Source organism: Pseudomonas sp. TWR2-1-1 (assembly GCF_049897045.1).
Lineage (GTDB): Bacteria > Pseudomonadota > Gammaproteobacteria > Pseudomonadales > Pseudomonadaceae > Aquipseudomonas > Aquipseudomonas versuta.
On the sequence record NZ_JAFCVM010000006.1, the window covers coordinates 304,348 to 319,114 of the forward strand.

The window sequence follows — 14,767 nt, forward strand, 5'->3', positions numbered from 1 at the left end:
GCCATGTTGCTGATGATCGATAACTACGACTCTTTTACCTACAACGTTGTGCAGTACCTCGGCGAGCTGGGCGCAGAGGTCAAGGTGGTGCGCAATGATGAGCTGACCATCGCCCAGATCGAAGCGCTCAAGCCTGAACGCATTGTGGTCTCGCCCGGCCCGTGTACGCCGAACGAGGCGGGCATCTCGTTGCAAGCCATCAAATACTTTGCCGGCAAGCTGCCGATTTTGGGCGTATGCCTGGGGCACCAGTCCATCGGGCAGGCCTTCGGTGGTGATGTGGTTCGCGCCCGGCAAGTGATGCACGGTAAAACCAGTCCGGTGTATCACCTTGATACCGGGGTGTTCGAGGGATTGAACAACCCGCTGACCGTGACCCGTTACCACTCGCTGGTGGTCAAGCGTGAAACCTTGCCTGACTGCCTGGAGCTGACTGCGTGGACACAACACGCCGATGGTTCGGTAGATGAAATCATGGGTTTGCGCCACAAAACGCTGAACATCGAAGGGGTGCAATTTCACCCCGAATCGATCCTGACCGAACAAGGTCATGAACTGTTTGCCAACTTTCTTAAACAAACCGGCGGCACGCGCTAAGGACTTTATATGGATATCAAGACTGCCCTGAACCGTATCGTCGGTCATCTGGATCTGACCACCGAAGAAATGCGCGATGTGATGCGCGACATCATGACCGGTCAGTGCACCGAGGCGCAGATTGGCGCGTTCATGATGGGCATGCGCATGAAAAGCGAAAGCATCGACGAGATCGTCGGTGCCGTAACAGTCATGCGCGAGCTGGCCGACAAGGTTGAACTCAAGACTCTGGACGGCGTGGTCGACATTGTCGGCACCGGCGGCGATGGCGCGAATATTTTCAACGTCTCCACGGCTTCCGCCCTGGTGATTGCGGCCGCAGGCTGCACCGTTGCCAAACACGGTAACCGCGCGGTGTCGGGCAAAAGCGGCAGCGCTGATTTGCTGGAAGCGGCCGGGGTGTATTTGAACCTGACGCCGGTGCAGGTCGCCCGTTGTATCGACAGTGTGGGCATCGGTTTCATGTTTGCCCAATCCCACCACGGCGCCATGAAGCACGCGGCCATCCCGCGTCGCGATCTGGGCTTGCGTACTCTGTTCAACATGCTTGGCCCGCTTACGAATCCGGCTGGCGTTGTGCATCAGGTCGTAGGCGTATTCAACCAGGCACTGTGCCGGCCGCTGGCTGAAGTCTTGCAGCGACTGGGAAGCAAGCATGTGCTGGTGGTGCATTCGCAAGATGGCCTGGACGAGTTCAGCCTGGCGGCACCGACCTTCGTTGCAGAGTTGAACAAGGGCGAAATTACTGAGTATTGGGTGCAGCCTGAAGACTTTGGTATCAAGAGCCAGAGCCTGTTTGGTCTGGTGGTCGATAGCCCGGAAGAATCGCTGGAATTGATCCGTGACGCCTTGGGCCGTCGCAAAACAGAAGCAGGCCAGAAGGCCGCTGAGATGATCGTGCTCAATGCCGGGGCCGCGTTGTACGCCGCTGATCTTGCCTACACTCTCAAAGAGGGTGTGGCTTTGGCTCACGATGCGCTGCATACAGGTCTGGCTCGGGAAAAACTCGAAGAGCTGGGTGCCTTTACCGCGATCTTCAAGCAGGAGAATCAAGCATGAGTGTGCCTACCGTTCTGGAAAATATTCTGGCACGCAAAGTTCAGGAAGTGGCCGAGCGCAGCGCTCGTGTAAGCCTGGCTGAACTTGAACGTATGGCGGCTCAAGCTGACCCGGTGCGCGGCTTCGCCAGGGCCATGCTGGCGCAGGCCAAGTTGAAACAGCCTGCGGTAATCGCTGAAATCAAAAAAGCTTCGCCAAGCAAGGGCGTAATCCGCGAGCATTTTGTGCCTGCCGAAATTGCCGTTAGTTATGAAAAAGGCGGTGCTACATGCCTGTCTGTACTGACTGACATTGACTATTTCCTCGGTGCTGATCAGTACCTGCAGCAGGCTCGCGCTGCTTGCAAGCTGCCGGTGATTCGCAAGGACTTCATGATCGACCCGTACCAGATCGTCGAAGCCCGCGCGTTGGGTGCCGACTGCGTACTGTTGATAGTCTCTGCGCTTGATGATGTGAAGATGGCCGAGCTGGCTGCAGTTGCCAAAAGCGTCGGGCTTGATGTACTGGTCGAAGTGCATGATGGTGATGAACTCGATCGTGCGCTCAAAACCCTCGACACGCCGTTGGTGGGGATCAATAACCGTAACCTGCATACCTTTGATGTCAGCCTGGAAACCACGCTGGATCTGTTGCCACGTGTTCCACGTGATCGACTGGTCATTACCGAGAGCGGGATTCTCAACCGCGCGGATGTGGAACTGATGGAAATCAGCGAAGTGTATTCGTTCCTGGTGGGCGAAGCCTTTATGCGTGCAGAGAACCCGGGTAATGAACTGCAGCGTTTGTTCTTCCCTGAGCGGGTTGTACAAGTCACGGGCTCTACGCTGGATTGACCGGCTCTGCAGGAGCAAGCTTGCTCGCGATGACAGCAGCTCGGCTTTGAAGCTGAGCCGGGTTGCTTGCATCGCGAGATAATTGGTTTGTGCCAGACAAGGACACCTATGCCCCTCATTCAGCAACTCAGCGTAGAAGCCGGCCTCAAGGCCGAGCAGGATTTACTGGCGTCAGTGTGTGCGGGTGAGCTGGACGCGGGCGTCTTGTTCTGGCAACCCACGGACCGTGCCCTGGTGATGCCGCGTCGCTTGAGTCGGTTATCGGGTTTCGAGCAGGCCAGCCTGGAACTGGCGGCCAGTGGCTGGCCCATTCTGTTACGTGAAACCGGCGGCGAGCCGGTGCCTCAGTCAGCGTCGACAATCAACATCGCTCTGGTCTATGCGCCCGCGCGTGCTGAAGGTGATCATGGGCGTATCGAAACGGCCTATCGCCGGTTGTGTGAGCCGATCTGCGATTTATTGACAGAACTGGGAGGCGAGGCGTCTTTGGGCGAAATTGAAGGCGCGTTTTGCGATGGCCGTTTTAACGTTAACCTGAACGCGCGAAAGCTGGTCGGCACCGCTCAGCGTTGGCGCCAGAGTCAGGGCGGGCAACGGCCAGTCGGTCTGGTCCACGGCGCGTTACTGGTTGAGAACGAACGTGACTCGATGGTAGCTGCGGTCAATCGGTTCAATCAGTTGTGCGAGCTGGATCAGCGCTGTCGTGCCGAGAGTCATATCGCACTGCATGAAGTGTTTGGTGCACCCGATTTCTTTGAGCGTTTGAGCGCCAGTTACCAGCTGATTCTGGCGCCCTTGCTCAAACCTTAGCGTGTACCGAACACCACCATGGTTTTACCTTTGACGTTTACCAGGTTCTGCTCTTCAAGATCCTTGAGCACGCGCCCTACCATCTCACGCGAACAACCGACAATTCTGCCGATCTCCTGACGGGTGATCTTGATTTGCATGCCGTCCGGGTGAGTCATCGCGTCGGGTTGCTTGCACAGTTCCAGCAGGCAGCGGGCGACTCGTCCGGTTACGTCAAAAAATGCCAGATCTCCGACTTTGCGCGTGGTGTTGCGCAGTCGTTGCGCGATCTGGCCGCTGATTGCGTAAAGAATTTCCGGTTCTTGCTGAACATACTCTCTGAATTTCGCGTAGCTGATTTCTGCTATCTCGCACTCAGTCTTGGCGCGAACCCATGCGCTGCGGGCCTGCTCTTGTCCGGGCTGCTCAAAAAGACCCAATTCGCCAATGAAGTCGCCGGGGTTGAGATAAGCAATGATCATCTCTCGGCCATCATCGTCCTCAATCACAATCGTGACCGAGCCTTTGATAATGAAAAACAGTGTGTGTGAGTTCTCTCCGGCGCAGATGATGTTGTTCTTGGTCTGGTAGCGTCTGCGTTGGCACTGAGTCAAAAATTTGTCGAAGTTCTTGATCTTGGGTATGGGAGTAAAAGCAACCATGGTTGTATCCCGAAACATGCACAGTAAGGGTTGTATCTATTTTTTTATAACGCGCTGGCTGACTGGCGCCAGTGATTTGGCGCAAGCTTAACAGACAGATTCTTTACGGTTGTCAGAATTTTCCTGATGCGTCATCCCGGATTGAATAAAGGTTGCAGCGTGGCGGGCGCCCGGTTTCGGGTGCTGTGCTAAGCTGGCGCCCCTTTTAAATCAGTGGAGTCTGGGCGATGAAGGCACGCATTCAATGGGCTGGCGAAGCCATGTTTCTGGGCGAGTCGGGCAGCGGCCACGTCGTTGTGATGGACGGTCCTCCCGAGAGTGGTGGTCGTAACCTGGGCGTTCGGCCGATGGAAATGCTTCTGTTGGGGCTGGGTGGTTGCAGCAACTTCGATGTTGTCAGCATCCTCAAGAAGTCGCGTCAGGCAGTTGAGAGTTGCGAAGCCTTCCTGGAGGCCGAGCGCGCCACTGAAGACCCTAAAGTGTTCACCAAGATTCATCTGCACTTTGTGGTTAAAGGCCGCGGCTTGAAAGAAGCTCAGGTTAAACGTGCCATCGAACTGTCTGCCGAAAAGTATTGCTCAGCGTCGATCATGCTTGGCGCCGCTGGTGTAGCCATCAGCCATGATTATGAAATCATTGAGTTGGGCTGAGTCGCCATTGCGAAGCGCTGTACAGCTGGATAATCACCTGTTCAACGATGCCACCAGAAATCGTGGGGTTGGACAGCGTGTTCATCTGAAGCACGCAATGCATGAGATCTTTTCCACGCGCAACAGGGCGTAAGGTTTCAGGAATAAAAAAGGCGGCTACCGAGAGGTAGCCGCCTTTTTATTTGCATGGGAGCCGGCAAGCCAGCACATGCAGTGTTCCAGCCGTAGTTACAGTCAGATGCGGTAGGTGCTTTTGGTCATGACTTTGGCCATCAGGCTCATGCCGAACTTCACTGGAGCAGGGAAGCGGAATCCGCCGGCACTGAGTGCAGACTCGGCATGTTGTTCTTCGTCGATGCGCATCTGTTCGAGGATCGCCCGCGATTTCTCATCTTCCGGAGGCAGTTGCTCAAGATGTTCGTTGAGGTGTTTGCACACTTGATCCTCGGTGGCGGCAACAAACCCGAGGCTGACTTTGTCGCTGATCAATCCTGCCGCAGCCCCTATCCCGAAGGACATGCCGTAAAACAGTGGATTGAGCACACTTGGATGGCTACCCAGTTGGCGGATGCGTTGTTCGCACCAGGCCAGATGGTCAATTTCTTCTTCTGCGGCGTGCTCCATGGCTTGGCGCACATGCGGCAGTTTGGCGGTCAGGGCCTGGCCTTGATACAAGGCCTGGGCACAGACTTCACCGGTATGGTTGATACGCATTAACCCGGCAACATGGCGGCTTGCCTGTTCGTCCAGCGGGTTTTCAGGCTTGACGATGGCTGGCGACGGGCGATGAGGCTGGCCGCTGAATGGCAGCAAGGTGCGCAGCGCCGTGTCGGCTTGTAACAGAAGACGGTCAATCGGCGAGTAGTGACGTTGGGTAGTCATGCTTACCTCCGGAAAAAATCACGGCGGTCAGTTTACCCCAATCGCGCGCACAGGGTTTGCGTTGGATCATCGGTGAACGTGGGAGCCGGGCGGCGCCCACGATGGAATGCGGTTATTCAATCAGCCCGGCGGCCAGTTCATCTGGCGCTGACCCAGTACATGCATGTGAATGTGGTAGACCGTTTGCCCACCCTGCTCGTTGCAGTTCATCACAACGCGGAAACCGTCTTCACAACCCAGCTCTTTGGCAAGACGTTGCGCGGTAAACAGGACGTGCCCCATCAGTGGCTTGTCTTCTTCGGTCAGGTCGTTGAGGGTGCGGATCGGTTTTTTTGGAATGACCAGAAAATGGATCGGCGCTTGTGGGGCAATATCGTGAAATGCCAGCACCTGATCATCTTCGTAGATGATCTTGGCGGGTATTTCACGGTTGATGATTTTGGTGAACAGAGTATCCAAAGCTGTGTCTCCGTGAGTGAAGTCCGGTCCGAGTGTACTCAGAGGCGCGGATTACGCCCAGTCTGGTTAACGCGGGCAGTAGGATTTGTTGATTCCTGCGGCTATTTTTCGCGTCATCCAGCGTGAGAGGACGCGTGGAATGCGGGTTATCCAGCGATTGCGCCGGCCAGGAATGATGATGGCCTTGTTTTTCTCCAGCGCACGTACGGTATAGAGCGCAACTTCTTCGGGCGTCATGGCGCCTTCGTTTTGCTTGACCTTGTCGGCGTTCATTTTGGCTGCGTCGAAAAAGCGGGTCCGCGTGATACCGGGGCAAAGTACCGAGACCTTGATCCCGGTTTTCTTCACTTCTTCGCGCAAGCCTTCGGAGAAATGCAGCACGTACGCTTTACTGGCGAAGTAAGTGCTGAGCCAGGGCCCTGGCTGGAAGGCTGCAATGGAGGACACATTGAGGATTTGCCCGCCACCCTGGACCGCCATCATGTTGCCGATGGCATGGCATAAGCGGGTGAGCGCCAGCACGTTGAGCTCGATCAGGTCTTGTTCGGCGCTCCAGTCGTGAGCCAGGAAGGGGCCGCAGGTGCCAATGCCCGCGCAATTGACCAGCAGATCGATCTGGCGATCGCCTTCTTCGAGTTCAAGTAAAAACCCGGAAAGACGCAGCGGCTCGCCAAGGTCGCAGGCACGGAACAGTACTTCTACGCCGAAACGCTGGGTCAACTCCAGCGCAATGCTTTCCAGCGCGTCCCGTTGGCGGGCCACAAGAATCAGGCTGCGCCCGCGGCGGGCGAGGGCTTCGGCCAGAGCCAGGCCAATGCCGCTGGAGGCGCCAGTGATTAAAGCGTAACGGGTCATGCTGTTCTCCATCGCAACGGTGCAGTCCGGTGACAATGATGTCCCTGGCGTTAGCGCGTTCATTTAGACGCGCAGTCTACAGGCTGTTGCTGTTGGCTGCGTTGATCAACGAGTCCTGCAGGCCCAGAGCCATGGTGGCGATCAGGGTGAAAATACCCACCACCATGAAAACAATGCTGATCCAGGCCAGGACTTTTACCGCGGTGCTGTTGGGCGGGGGTGGTAGACCGTACTTGTTGGGCCCCGGAGTACCGGGCATTAACAGCATCGCAAGCGTCAGCACCAGATTGGCCACCGGCACCAGGTGCAGCAGCAGCATCCACGCGGACCAGTTAAGGTCGTGCAGGCGTTGCGCATTGATTCTGAGGTGGACTACCACGAAGGCGAGCGTCAGCGTCGCGCCAAAGGTGATGGCCAGAGTGGGGGATACCTTGGTCGCGAGCAGGACCAGCACGATGACAATGCCGGCGCTGGCTCCCAGAATCAGGCTCCAGGCCAGCAGGCGCATGCGTCCGATCCGGCCGCTGAACCCCAGGGGGTCTAGTGTCGCGTAGTGTTCCTGAGGCGATTTCTCCAGGTTGAGCTCTGTCATGCTGGCTTCCTTGTCCGGGTGTTTTAACAAAAAGCCCGCCATGGTTGGCGGGCTTGGGAGTGTCAGTGGTGTGGCCAGTGCCGGGCCAGCTCTCGTGTCTGGCTGTGCGCCTTGCGATATTCCTCTTCCATGCGTGCGATCAGCTGGTCGGTTGCAGGCAGATCGTTAACGCCTCCTGCGCCCTGACCGGCAGACCATACGGTTTTCCAGGCCTTGGCTTCTTCATTGAGGGGCTTGAGTTTGGACTCGCCTTTACCTTGAAGTGCGTCGAGGTCGAAACCTGCACTCTCGAGACTTTTGCGCATAAAGTTGGCGGGTACACCCGAGACGGCAGGGGTATGGATGATATCGGCTGCACGGGATGCCAGAAGCATGTCTTTGTATGCGTCAGGCGCGTGGCTTTCCTGGGTGCCGATAAATCGAGTCCCAATGTAGGCAAGATCTGCGCCCAGGATTTGCGCTGCCAGAATTTCGTGGCCGTGGTTCATGCACCCGGCCAACAGCACGGTCTTGTCGAAAAACTGGCGAATTTCAGCCAGCAGTGCAAAAGGACTCCAGGTTCCTGCATGGCCACCGGCGCCCGCTGCGACAGCAATCAGGCCATCGACCCCGGCTTCTGCTGCTTTTTCGGCGTGGCGCCGGGTCGTAACATCGTGGAACACCAGCCCGCCATAGCTATGGACCGCATCCACTACTTCTTTGGCCGCGCCCAGGCTGGTGATGATGATCGGTACTTTGTGCTCGATACAGATCGCCAAGTCGGCCTGTAGCCGTGGGTTGCTGTTATGCACTATCAGGTTAACGGCGTAAGGCGCGGGGTTATCCAATAAGGCCAGGCCCGTTTCTATTTCCTCAAGCCATGCCTTGAAGCCACTACTGTCGCGTTGGTTGAGTGCAGGAAAACTGCCCACCACTCCATTACGGCAGCAGGCCAGCACCAGTTGCGGGTTGGAAATCAGAAACATGGGAGCCGCCACCACCGGCAGGCGCAAGCGTTTTTCGAGCAAAGCGGGCAGTGACATTGGATAACCTCGGCAAGTGACAGGATGTGTTTAAAACGGTTTGACCACTGCCAGAATTACAATTGCCAGCAAGAACACAACGGGCACTTCGTTGAACCAGCGGTAGAACACATGAGAGCGCTTGTTTTCGCCGCGGGCAAAGCGCTTTACCTGTGCGCCACACATGTGGTGATAGCCGATCAGCAGAATGACCAGTGTCAGCTTGACGTGCATCCAGCCTTGGCTGAAGTAACCGCTCGGATTCAGGCTGATTAACCACCCGCCGAAAATCAGGGTCGCAATCATTGCTGGCCCCATGATGCCGCGATACAGCTTGCGCTCCATGAGACTGAATCGCTCTTTACTCACGGTGTCTTCGCTTTGTGCGTGGTAAACAAAGAGGCGGGGCAAGTAAAAGAGACCTGCAAACCAGCAGACGATGCTGATGATGTGGAAGGCTTTTAGCCATAGATAAAGCATTTTTAGTTATTCCCAGGTTCACGGTAGATCAAATAGTAGTAGTAGAGCGTCCGGGAGTCACCTTGACGGTTGTCGCAGGGGCGCGCTGTCCCTATTATCGTGGGCTTTCCAGTGGGTTCGTTGAGGGGCAGGTTATGGTCAAGGTCGGTATTGTCGGCGGCACGGGTTACACCGGGGTCGAATTGCTGCGTTTGCTGGCGCAGCATCCGCAGGCTGAGGTGGTTGTTATCACCTCTCGATCCGAGGCGGGCCTGCCGGTTGCCGATATGTATCCCAACCTGCGTGGGCATTACGACGGCCTGGCCTTCAGCGTGCCGGACACGCAAGCCCTGGCGGCATGCGATGTGGTGTTTTTTGCCACGCCTCATGGGGTCGCTCACGCGCTGGCCGGCGAACTGCTGGATGCGGGCACCAAGGTGATCGACCTGTCTGCAGACTTCCGCTTGCAGGACGCGGATGAGTGGGCCAAATGGTACGGTCAGCCCCATGGTGCGCCCGGACTCCTCAACGAGGCGGTATATGGCCTCCCGGAAGTGAATCGTGAGCAAATCAAACAGGCGCGCCTGATCGCGGTGCCGGGGTGCTATCCCACTGCAACCCAATTGGGTTTCCTTCCATTGCTGGAAGCGGGGCTGGCGGATACTTCGCGGTTGATCGCTGATTGCAAGTCAGGTGTGAGCGGCGCGGGTCGCGGTGCGAGCGTAGGTTCTCTGTACGCCGAAACATCCGAAAGCATGAAGGCGTATGCCGTCAAAGGTCATCGTCATTTGCCTGAAATTCGCCAGGGGTTGCGTCGTGCAGCGGGTAAGGATGTCGGTCTGACATTCGTGCCGCATTTGACGCCGATGATTCGCGGCATTCACTCGACGCTGTATGCCACCGTGGTTGATCGGTCTGTTGACTTGCAGGCACTGTTTGAAAAACGTTACGCCAACGAGCCTTTTGTCGATGTGATGCCAGCAGGGAGCCATCCGGAAACCCGCAGTGTGCGTGGCGCAAACGTGTGCCGTATTGCTGTGCATCGTCCACAGGATGGCGATCTGGTTGTGGTGCTCTCGGTCATCGACAACCTGGTCAAGGGCGCTTCTGGCCAGGCAGTTCAGAACATGAACATTCTGTTCGGGCTGGATGAGCGTCTGGGCTTGTCTCACGCGGGAATGTTGCCTTAAAGCAGCGTCGGGCTTGATGCGGCAAGCTGTGGCTTGCCGTTGCTACTTATGAATAGTTGACCGCTTTTCTAGGAGAAGCGGATAATGCGCGTCATCACGCATTATGGCGGCACATCGCCGGGAGATAATCAGCATGAGCGTCGAATCCTTCACCCCCATGGCTTTGCAATTCACCGAAGGTGCTGCGCACAAGGTGAAGAGCCTGGTCGATGAAGAGGGTAATGATCGTTTGAAGTTGCGCGTTTTTGTTACGGGCGGCGGTTGTTCCGGTTTTCAGTATGGCTTTACCTTCGATGAAGAAGTGGCCGATGACGACACCATTGTTGAGCGCGAAGGCGTTAGCCTGGTGGTCGATCCGATGAGCTTCCAGTACCTGGCGGGTGCCGAGGTGGATTATCAGGAAGGTCTGGAAGGCTCGCGTTTTGTGATCAAGAACCCGAACGCCACCACGACATGTGGTTGCGGATCATCGTTCTCGATCTGATTACGCAGTACAGGTTTCACACTCAACGCCGCGTAGATTCGCGGCGTTTTGCTGTCTGGGGTTTGTGTGAGCAGGTCAGGCGGGGTAGATGCCGCCCAATACACGCAGGCCGCGAGCACCGGTGACGCTAGGACGGTTGGTCGGGATGTTTTCCAGGCAGCAGTGCGCCAGCCATGCAAACGCCATGGCCTCTACCCAGTCAGGGTCTACCCCTTTGATCTGGGTGCTGTTGACCCGGGTTTGCGGGAGTAATTGGGCGAGTCGGGTCATCAGGGCCGCATTATGAGCGCCACCCCCGCACACCAGCAGTTCGTCGGTATGGGTTTGCGCCGCTTGCAGTGACTCGACGATGGTCAGAGCTGTGAGCTCTAGCAGCGTTGCTTGCACGTCTTGGGTCGGAAAGGTTGGCAGGGCGAAGAGGTGGTGTTTCAGCCAGTTGAGGTTGAACACTTCCCGGCCAGTGCTCTTTGGGCCCTTGGTCTGGAAGAAAGGGTCGCTGAGCAAGGCTTTAAGCAGCAACGGCTCAACTTGGCCGCTGGCGGCCCACTGGCCGTTGAGGTCATACAGTTCGCCGCGTTGTTCTTGTATCCAGGCATCCAGCAGGACATTGCCGGGGCCACTATCAAATCCAGCCACAGGGTTCTGTGGAGTGATCAGGCTTAGATTGCTGAACCCTCCTACGTTCAAAACCGCTCGATGTTCATGCTCGCCTGTAAACAGGGCTTCATGAAAGGCAGGGACCAAGGGCGCCCCCTGGCCTCCAGCGGCGACATCACGGCGGCGAAAGTCAGCGACGACACAAATACTGGTCAACTCGGCCAATAGCGCGGGGTTACCGATTTGCACGGTATAACCTTGGGCAGGTTCATGTCGGATGGTCTGGCCATGGCTACCGATTGCCCGGATGTCTTGAGGTGAAAGCTGCTGTTGGGCAAGAAGCGCGTTTACGCCTTGAGCCGCCAGTTCGACCCAGTGGTTTTCGGCAATGGCGCAGCGTGCCACTTCGTCAGGACCGCTGGCGCACAAACCCAGTAACTCGCTGCGCAGGGCGGCTGGCATCGGGATGTAATGGGTGGCGAGCAGTGTGATGCCCGCCCCCATTTCGATTAAGGCTATGTCCATGCCATCAAGGCTGGTGCCGGACATCACGCCTATATAGAGGGCCATCGCTTAACGCTTGCTCGAGGCTAGCAGGGTGGCTTTTTCCTGGTTCATGCGAGCCATTAATGGCTGGCTTTGTTGCAGGAAACGCGTGCGTTCGGCTTTTGCAATCGGATCTGCCATTGGCAGCTTCTGGCCTAGCGGATCTACGTGTACACCGTTGACCTGGAACTCATAGTGCAAGTGAGGACCAGTGGAAAGCCCCGTTGTACCGATATAGCCAATGACTTGTCCCTGCTTCACCGAGCCCCCGGTTTTAACGCCTTTGGCGAAGCCTTGCATGTGCCCGTAAAGGGTGCGGTAGGTATTGCCGTGTTGAATGATAACGGTATTGCCATAGCCGCCACGGCGGCCCGCGAGTAGTACTTTGCCATCGCCGGCTGCTTTGATCGGAGTGCCGCGCGGAGCTGCGTAATCCACGCCTTTGTGGGCGCGGATCTTGTTCAGGATCGGGTGCTTGCGGCCAGAGGAGAATCGCGAGCTGATACGGGCGAAGTCCACGGGAGTGCGGATGAAAGCCTTGCGCATGCTGCTGCCGTCAGCAGTGTAGTAATTGCTCACGCCTTGCTTGTTTGTATAGCGTACGGCGGTGTACGTCTTGCCGCGGTTAGTAAAGCGCGCCGAGAGGATGTTGCCCGTACCGACCGTTTTACCGTTGGCTACTTTTTGCTCATAGATCACTTCGAACTGGTCGCCAGGGCGAATGTCCTGTGCGAAGTCGATGTCGTAACCAAATACTTTAGCCATATCCATCGTCATGCTGTGCGGCAGGCCGGCGCGTTGGCCTGATGCTGATAACGAGCTAGTTATTACGCCGTGCACATAGGCTGAGCGCACGACTGGAAGGGTGGTAACGCGACGGAACGTATAGCCCTTGGCAGATTTGCTGAGAGTGATGGTTTCGAGGTCGCTAACCTGGCTATGCAGATTATTAAGTTGGCCATCAGGGCCCATTTCAAATTCGAGCTTCTGGCCGTGTTTCAGCTGGCTGAATTGCTTGGCTTGTTTGTCGCTGGCCAGGATTTCATGCACGGCGGTCGCGGGGAGACCTACTTTTTCGAACAGGGTCGAGAGCGTATCGCCTTTGGCGACTACCACTTCGCGGTGGTTCGGGGCTTTTTCTTCCTCTACTTTTGCGGTGGTGCTGGCCTGTTGTTCGATCTGGGCAAATGGTGAAGGGCTCACTTCATTTGTGGCTTGAGTGAGTTCTGCAGCGTCTTGATCTTGTGTCAGTTGTTCAACAGGTGTTTCCAACTCCAGATTTAGAGTCGTTCTTTTGGCTTCTACTTCGCTGGAAGGAAATACCAGCAATGCCAGGCTCAAGAGGGCGGCGATACCACTTGCAGCAAGCAGGTGGGTCTTCGGATAAAGCGGTGGCGCTTTAGGCGGTTGACTGGTCATAGATAATTTGACTTTGAATAAAGGATGAATTGGAAAAGATGACTGGCACGGTGAAGATGAAATAACTGTATAAAATATAACCAAAGCGCGCTTGAAGCAAGTCCGCAAGCTATTCGCGCGCGGATAGCTGCCGTACGCCGCCCGGAACTTGTAATTAGTCCCTGATCTTGTATGGTTGGTTCCCTTTGAATTTGAGCCTTACGGGTCTGATATGAAGTCGGTTGAAGAGCAGCTAGCGCTAATCAAACGTGGTGCCGAAGAGGTACTGGTCGAGTCTGAATTGGTTGAGAAACTCAAGCGCGGTCAGCCGTTGCGGATTAAGGCCGGATTCGACCCCACAGCGCCTGATTTGCACTTGGGTCACACCGTACTTATTAATAAGCTGCGTCAGTTCCAGGCGCTCGGACATCAGGTGATCTTCCTTATAGGTGATTTCACCGGGATGATTGGCGATCCGAGCGGTAAGAGCGCAACGCGCCCGCCGCTAACGCGTGAACAAGTTCTGGCGAATGCCGAAACCTACAAGACTCAGGTTTTCAAGATTCTTGATCCGGCTAAAACCGAGGTGGCATTCAACTCCACCTGGATGGATCAGATGGGGCCTGCCGACTTTATTCGTTTGACCTCTCAGTACACCGTGGCTCGTATGCTTGAGCGCGATGACTTTGACAAGCGCTACACCACGAATCAGCCGATTGCGATCCACGAGTTTCTTTACCCGCTGGTGCAAGGTTATGACTCCGTTGCTTTGAAGGCGGACGTGGAGTTGGGTGGTACTGATCAGAAGTTCAATTTGCTGATGGGGCGTGAACTGCAGCGCGGCTACGGTCAGGAGGCGCAATGCATTGTGACCATGCCGCTGCTTGAAGGGTTGGACGGCGTGAAGAAGATGTCCAAGTCGCTGGGCAACTATGTCGGCATCCAGGAAGCGCCTGGCGTGATGTACAGCAAGATGGTGTCTATTCCAGATGCGTTGATGTGGCGCTACTTTGAGTTGCTGAGCTTTCGCTCGATGGACGAGATCAATGTCTTCAGGGCAGAGGTTGAGGCTGGTGCGAACCCGCGCGATATCAAAATCAAGTTGGCTGAAGAGATTGTTGCCCGATTCCATGGTGAAGAGGCTGCTGCAAACGCTCATCGTGGGGCTGGTAACCGCATGAAGGATGGCGAGTTGCCTGATGATCTGCCAGAGGTAGAATTGACCGCTGCTGAAGATATGCCGATTGCGGCCGTCCTTAATAAGGCTGGACTGGTCAAGAACTCTGCAGTTGCACGAGATCTCCTGGGTTCTGGTGGGGTGCGTATAGATGGTGAGGTGGTTGACCGCACTTATATATATGCACTGGGTTCAACCCATGTATGCCAGGCGGGTAAGAAGGCATTTGCCCGTATTACTCTAAAAGCTGAATAGAACTCAAATAAGGGGTGGACGGCGCATTTTATTAGCCTATAATGCGCCCACTTCCGGCGCAGTCGAAACGGAAAACTCCTTGAGTTTCAATGAGTTGGACGGTTCTTCGGCAGTGTCAGCTTCAAGTCATCGAAGCACGAAATGAGGTGTTGACAGCAGCGTGTAACGCTGTAGAATTCGCCTCCCGCTAACGAGAGATCGAAAGCGCAAGTGGTTGATGTTACAAAGGAAACTTTGAAAACATCCTAAAATAACCGCTTGACAGCAACAGAGGCTGCTGTA

General features: G+C 55.9%; 17 protein-coding genes. 8 read left to right on the plus strand and 9 right to left on the minus strand.

Going from position 1 to position 14,767, the window contains the following annotated elements; all coding sequences use genetic code 11:
• Window positions 1-3: 3 nt before the first annotated feature.
• The 4 genes from ACP7BO_RS17475 to ACP7BO_RS17490 all read left to right on the plus strand — a co-directional run bounded on the left by ACP7BO_RS17475 (window position 4) and on the right by ACP7BO_RS17490 (window position 3,299).
• Window positions 4-597: an aminodeoxychorismate/anthranilate synthase component II gene (locus tag ACP7BO_RS17475; protein WP_060696735.1), complete on the plus strand. Its 594-nt coding sequence runs from the start codon at window positions 4-6 to the stop codon at window positions 595-597.
• Between the two features lie 9 nt (window positions 598-606).
• Window positions 607-1,656, plus strand: coding sequence for an anthranilate phosphoribosyltransferase (gene trpD / locus ACP7BO_RS17480; RefSeq protein ID WP_397455605.1), 1,050 nt, complete (start codon window positions 607-609; stop codon window positions 1,654-1,656).
• Window positions 1,653-2,489: an indole-3-glycerol phosphate synthase TrpC gene (gene trpC / locus ACP7BO_RS17485; RefSeq protein ID WP_060696737.1), complete on the plus strand. Its 837-nt coding sequence runs from the start codon at window positions 1,653-1,655 to the stop codon at window positions 2,487-2,489. Before trpD ends, trpC begins: the two co-directional genes overlap by 4 nt.
• Before the next feature lie 108 nt (window positions 2,490-2,597).
• Window positions 2,598-3,299 carry a lipoate--protein ligase family protein gene (locus tag ACP7BO_RS17490; RefSeq protein WP_426211719.1) on the plus strand — a complete coding sequence of 234 codons (702 nt, stop codon included), beginning with the start codon at window positions 2,598-2,600 and terminating at the stop codon, window positions 3,297-3,299.
• On the opposite strand, the gene crp is transcribed toward ACP7BO_RS17490, so the two are convergent.
• Window positions 3,296-3,940, minus strand: a complete 645-nt coding sequence (gene crp, locus ACP7BO_RS17495; RefSeq protein WP_397455608.1) for a cAMP-activated global transcriptional regulator CRP — start codon at window positions 3,938-3,940, stop codon at window positions 3,296-3,298. The genes ACP7BO_RS17490 and crp overlap by 4 nt on opposite strands.
• 227 nt (window positions 3,941-4,167) lie before the next feature.
• Between crp and ACP7BO_RS17500 the strand changes: the two genes are divergently transcribed.
• Window positions 4,168-4,590 (plus strand): OsmC family protein, encoded by a 423-nt coding sequence (locus ACP7BO_RS17500; RefSeq protein WP_003444470.1) that lies wholly within the window; start codon window positions 4,168-4,170, stop codon window positions 4,588-4,590.
• A 234-nt stretch (window positions 4,591-4,824) separates the two neighbouring features.
• Here the strand turns inward: ACP7BO_RS17500 and coq7 are convergent, their stop codons facing one another.
• From coq7 to hemJ, 6 genes are all read right to left on the minus strand, one after another.
• Window positions 4,825-5,472, minus strand: coding sequence for a 2-polyprenyl-3-methyl-6-methoxy-1,4-benzoquinone monooxygenase (gene coq7 / locus ACP7BO_RS17505; protein WP_397455609.1), 648 nt, complete (start codon window positions 5,470-5,472; stop codon window positions 4,825-4,827).
• A 120-nt stretch (window positions 5,473-5,592) separates the two neighbouring features.
• A complete protein-coding gene (locus tag ACP7BO_RS17510; RefSeq protein WP_060696741.1) occupies window positions 5,593-5,931 on the minus strand; it encodes a histidine triad nucleotide-binding protein in 339 nt (112 codons plus the stop codon).
• 66 nt (window positions 5,932-5,997) lie between these two features.
• Window positions 5,998-6,786 carry an SDR family NAD(P)-dependent oxidoreductase gene (locus ACP7BO_RS17515; RefSeq protein ID WP_397455611.1) on the minus strand — a complete coding sequence of 263 codons (789 nt, stop codon included), beginning with the start codon at window positions 6,784-6,786 and terminating at the stop codon, window positions 5,998-6,000.
• Window positions 6,787-6,862: 76 nt separating this feature from the next.
• Window positions 6,863-7,378, minus strand: coding sequence for a DUF805 domain-containing protein (locus tag ACP7BO_RS17520; RefSeq protein WP_426211724.1), 516 nt, complete (start codon window positions 7,376-7,378; stop codon window positions 6,863-6,865).
• 62 nt (window positions 7,379-7,440) lie between these two features.
• Window positions 7,441-8,400, minus strand: coding sequence for an NAD(P)H-dependent flavin oxidoreductase (locus tag ACP7BO_RS17525; RefSeq protein ID WP_060696744.1), 960 nt, complete (start codon window positions 8,398-8,400; stop codon window positions 7,441-7,443).
• 30 nt (window positions 8,401-8,430) lie between these two features.
• On the minus strand, window positions 8,431-8,859 hold the full coding sequence (gene hemJ / locus ACP7BO_RS17530) for a protoporphyrinogen oxidase HemJ (protein WP_060696745.1): 429 nt from the start codon (window positions 8,857-8,859) through the stop codon (window positions 8,431-8,433).
• 134 nt (window positions 8,860-8,993) lie between these two features.
• Here hemJ and argC point away from each other — a divergent pair, with 134 nt between their 5' ends.
• Both argC and erpA read left to right on the plus strand, forming a co-directional pair.
• A complete protein-coding gene (gene argC / locus ACP7BO_RS17535; RefSeq protein WP_060696746.1) occupies window positions 8,994-10,028 on the plus strand; it encodes an N-acetyl-gamma-glutamyl-phosphate reductase in 1,035 nt (344 codons plus the stop codon).
• Between the two features lie 133 nt (window positions 10,029-10,161).
• On the plus strand, window positions 10,162-10,512 hold the full coding sequence (gene erpA, locus ACP7BO_RS17540; RefSeq protein ID WP_003444456.1) for an iron-sulfur cluster insertion protein ErpA: 351 nt from the start codon (window positions 10,162-10,164) through the stop codon (window positions 10,510-10,512).
• A 75-nt stretch (window positions 10,513-10,587) separates the two neighbouring features.
• Here erpA and ACP7BO_RS17545 read toward each other — a convergent pair whose 3' ends face one another.
• Both ACP7BO_RS17545 and ACP7BO_RS17550 read right to left on the minus strand, forming a co-directional pair.
• Window positions 10,588-11,679, minus strand: coding sequence for an anhydro-N-acetylmuramic acid kinase (locus ACP7BO_RS17545; RefSeq protein ID WP_397455616.1), 1,092 nt, complete (start codon window positions 11,677-11,679; stop codon window positions 10,588-10,590).
• 3 nt (window positions 11,680-11,682) lie between these two features.
• The gene (locus ACP7BO_RS17550; RefSeq protein WP_397455618.1) at window positions 11,683-13,074 is read right to left on the minus strand and encodes a peptidoglycan DD-metalloendopeptidase family protein; all 1,392 of its coding nucleotides are present in this window, start codon (window positions 13,072-13,074) and stop codon (window positions 11,683-11,685) included.
• A 211-nt stretch (window positions 13,075-13,285) separates the two neighbouring features.
• Between ACP7BO_RS17550 and tyrS the strand changes: the two genes are divergently transcribed.
• On the plus strand, window positions 13,286-14,485 hold the full coding sequence (gene tyrS / locus ACP7BO_RS17555) for a tyrosine--tRNA ligase (RefSeq protein ID WP_426211728.1): 1,200 nt from the start codon (window positions 13,286-13,288) through the stop codon (window positions 14,483-14,485).
• The last annotated feature ends 282 nt before the right edge of the window (window positions 14,486-14,767 follow it).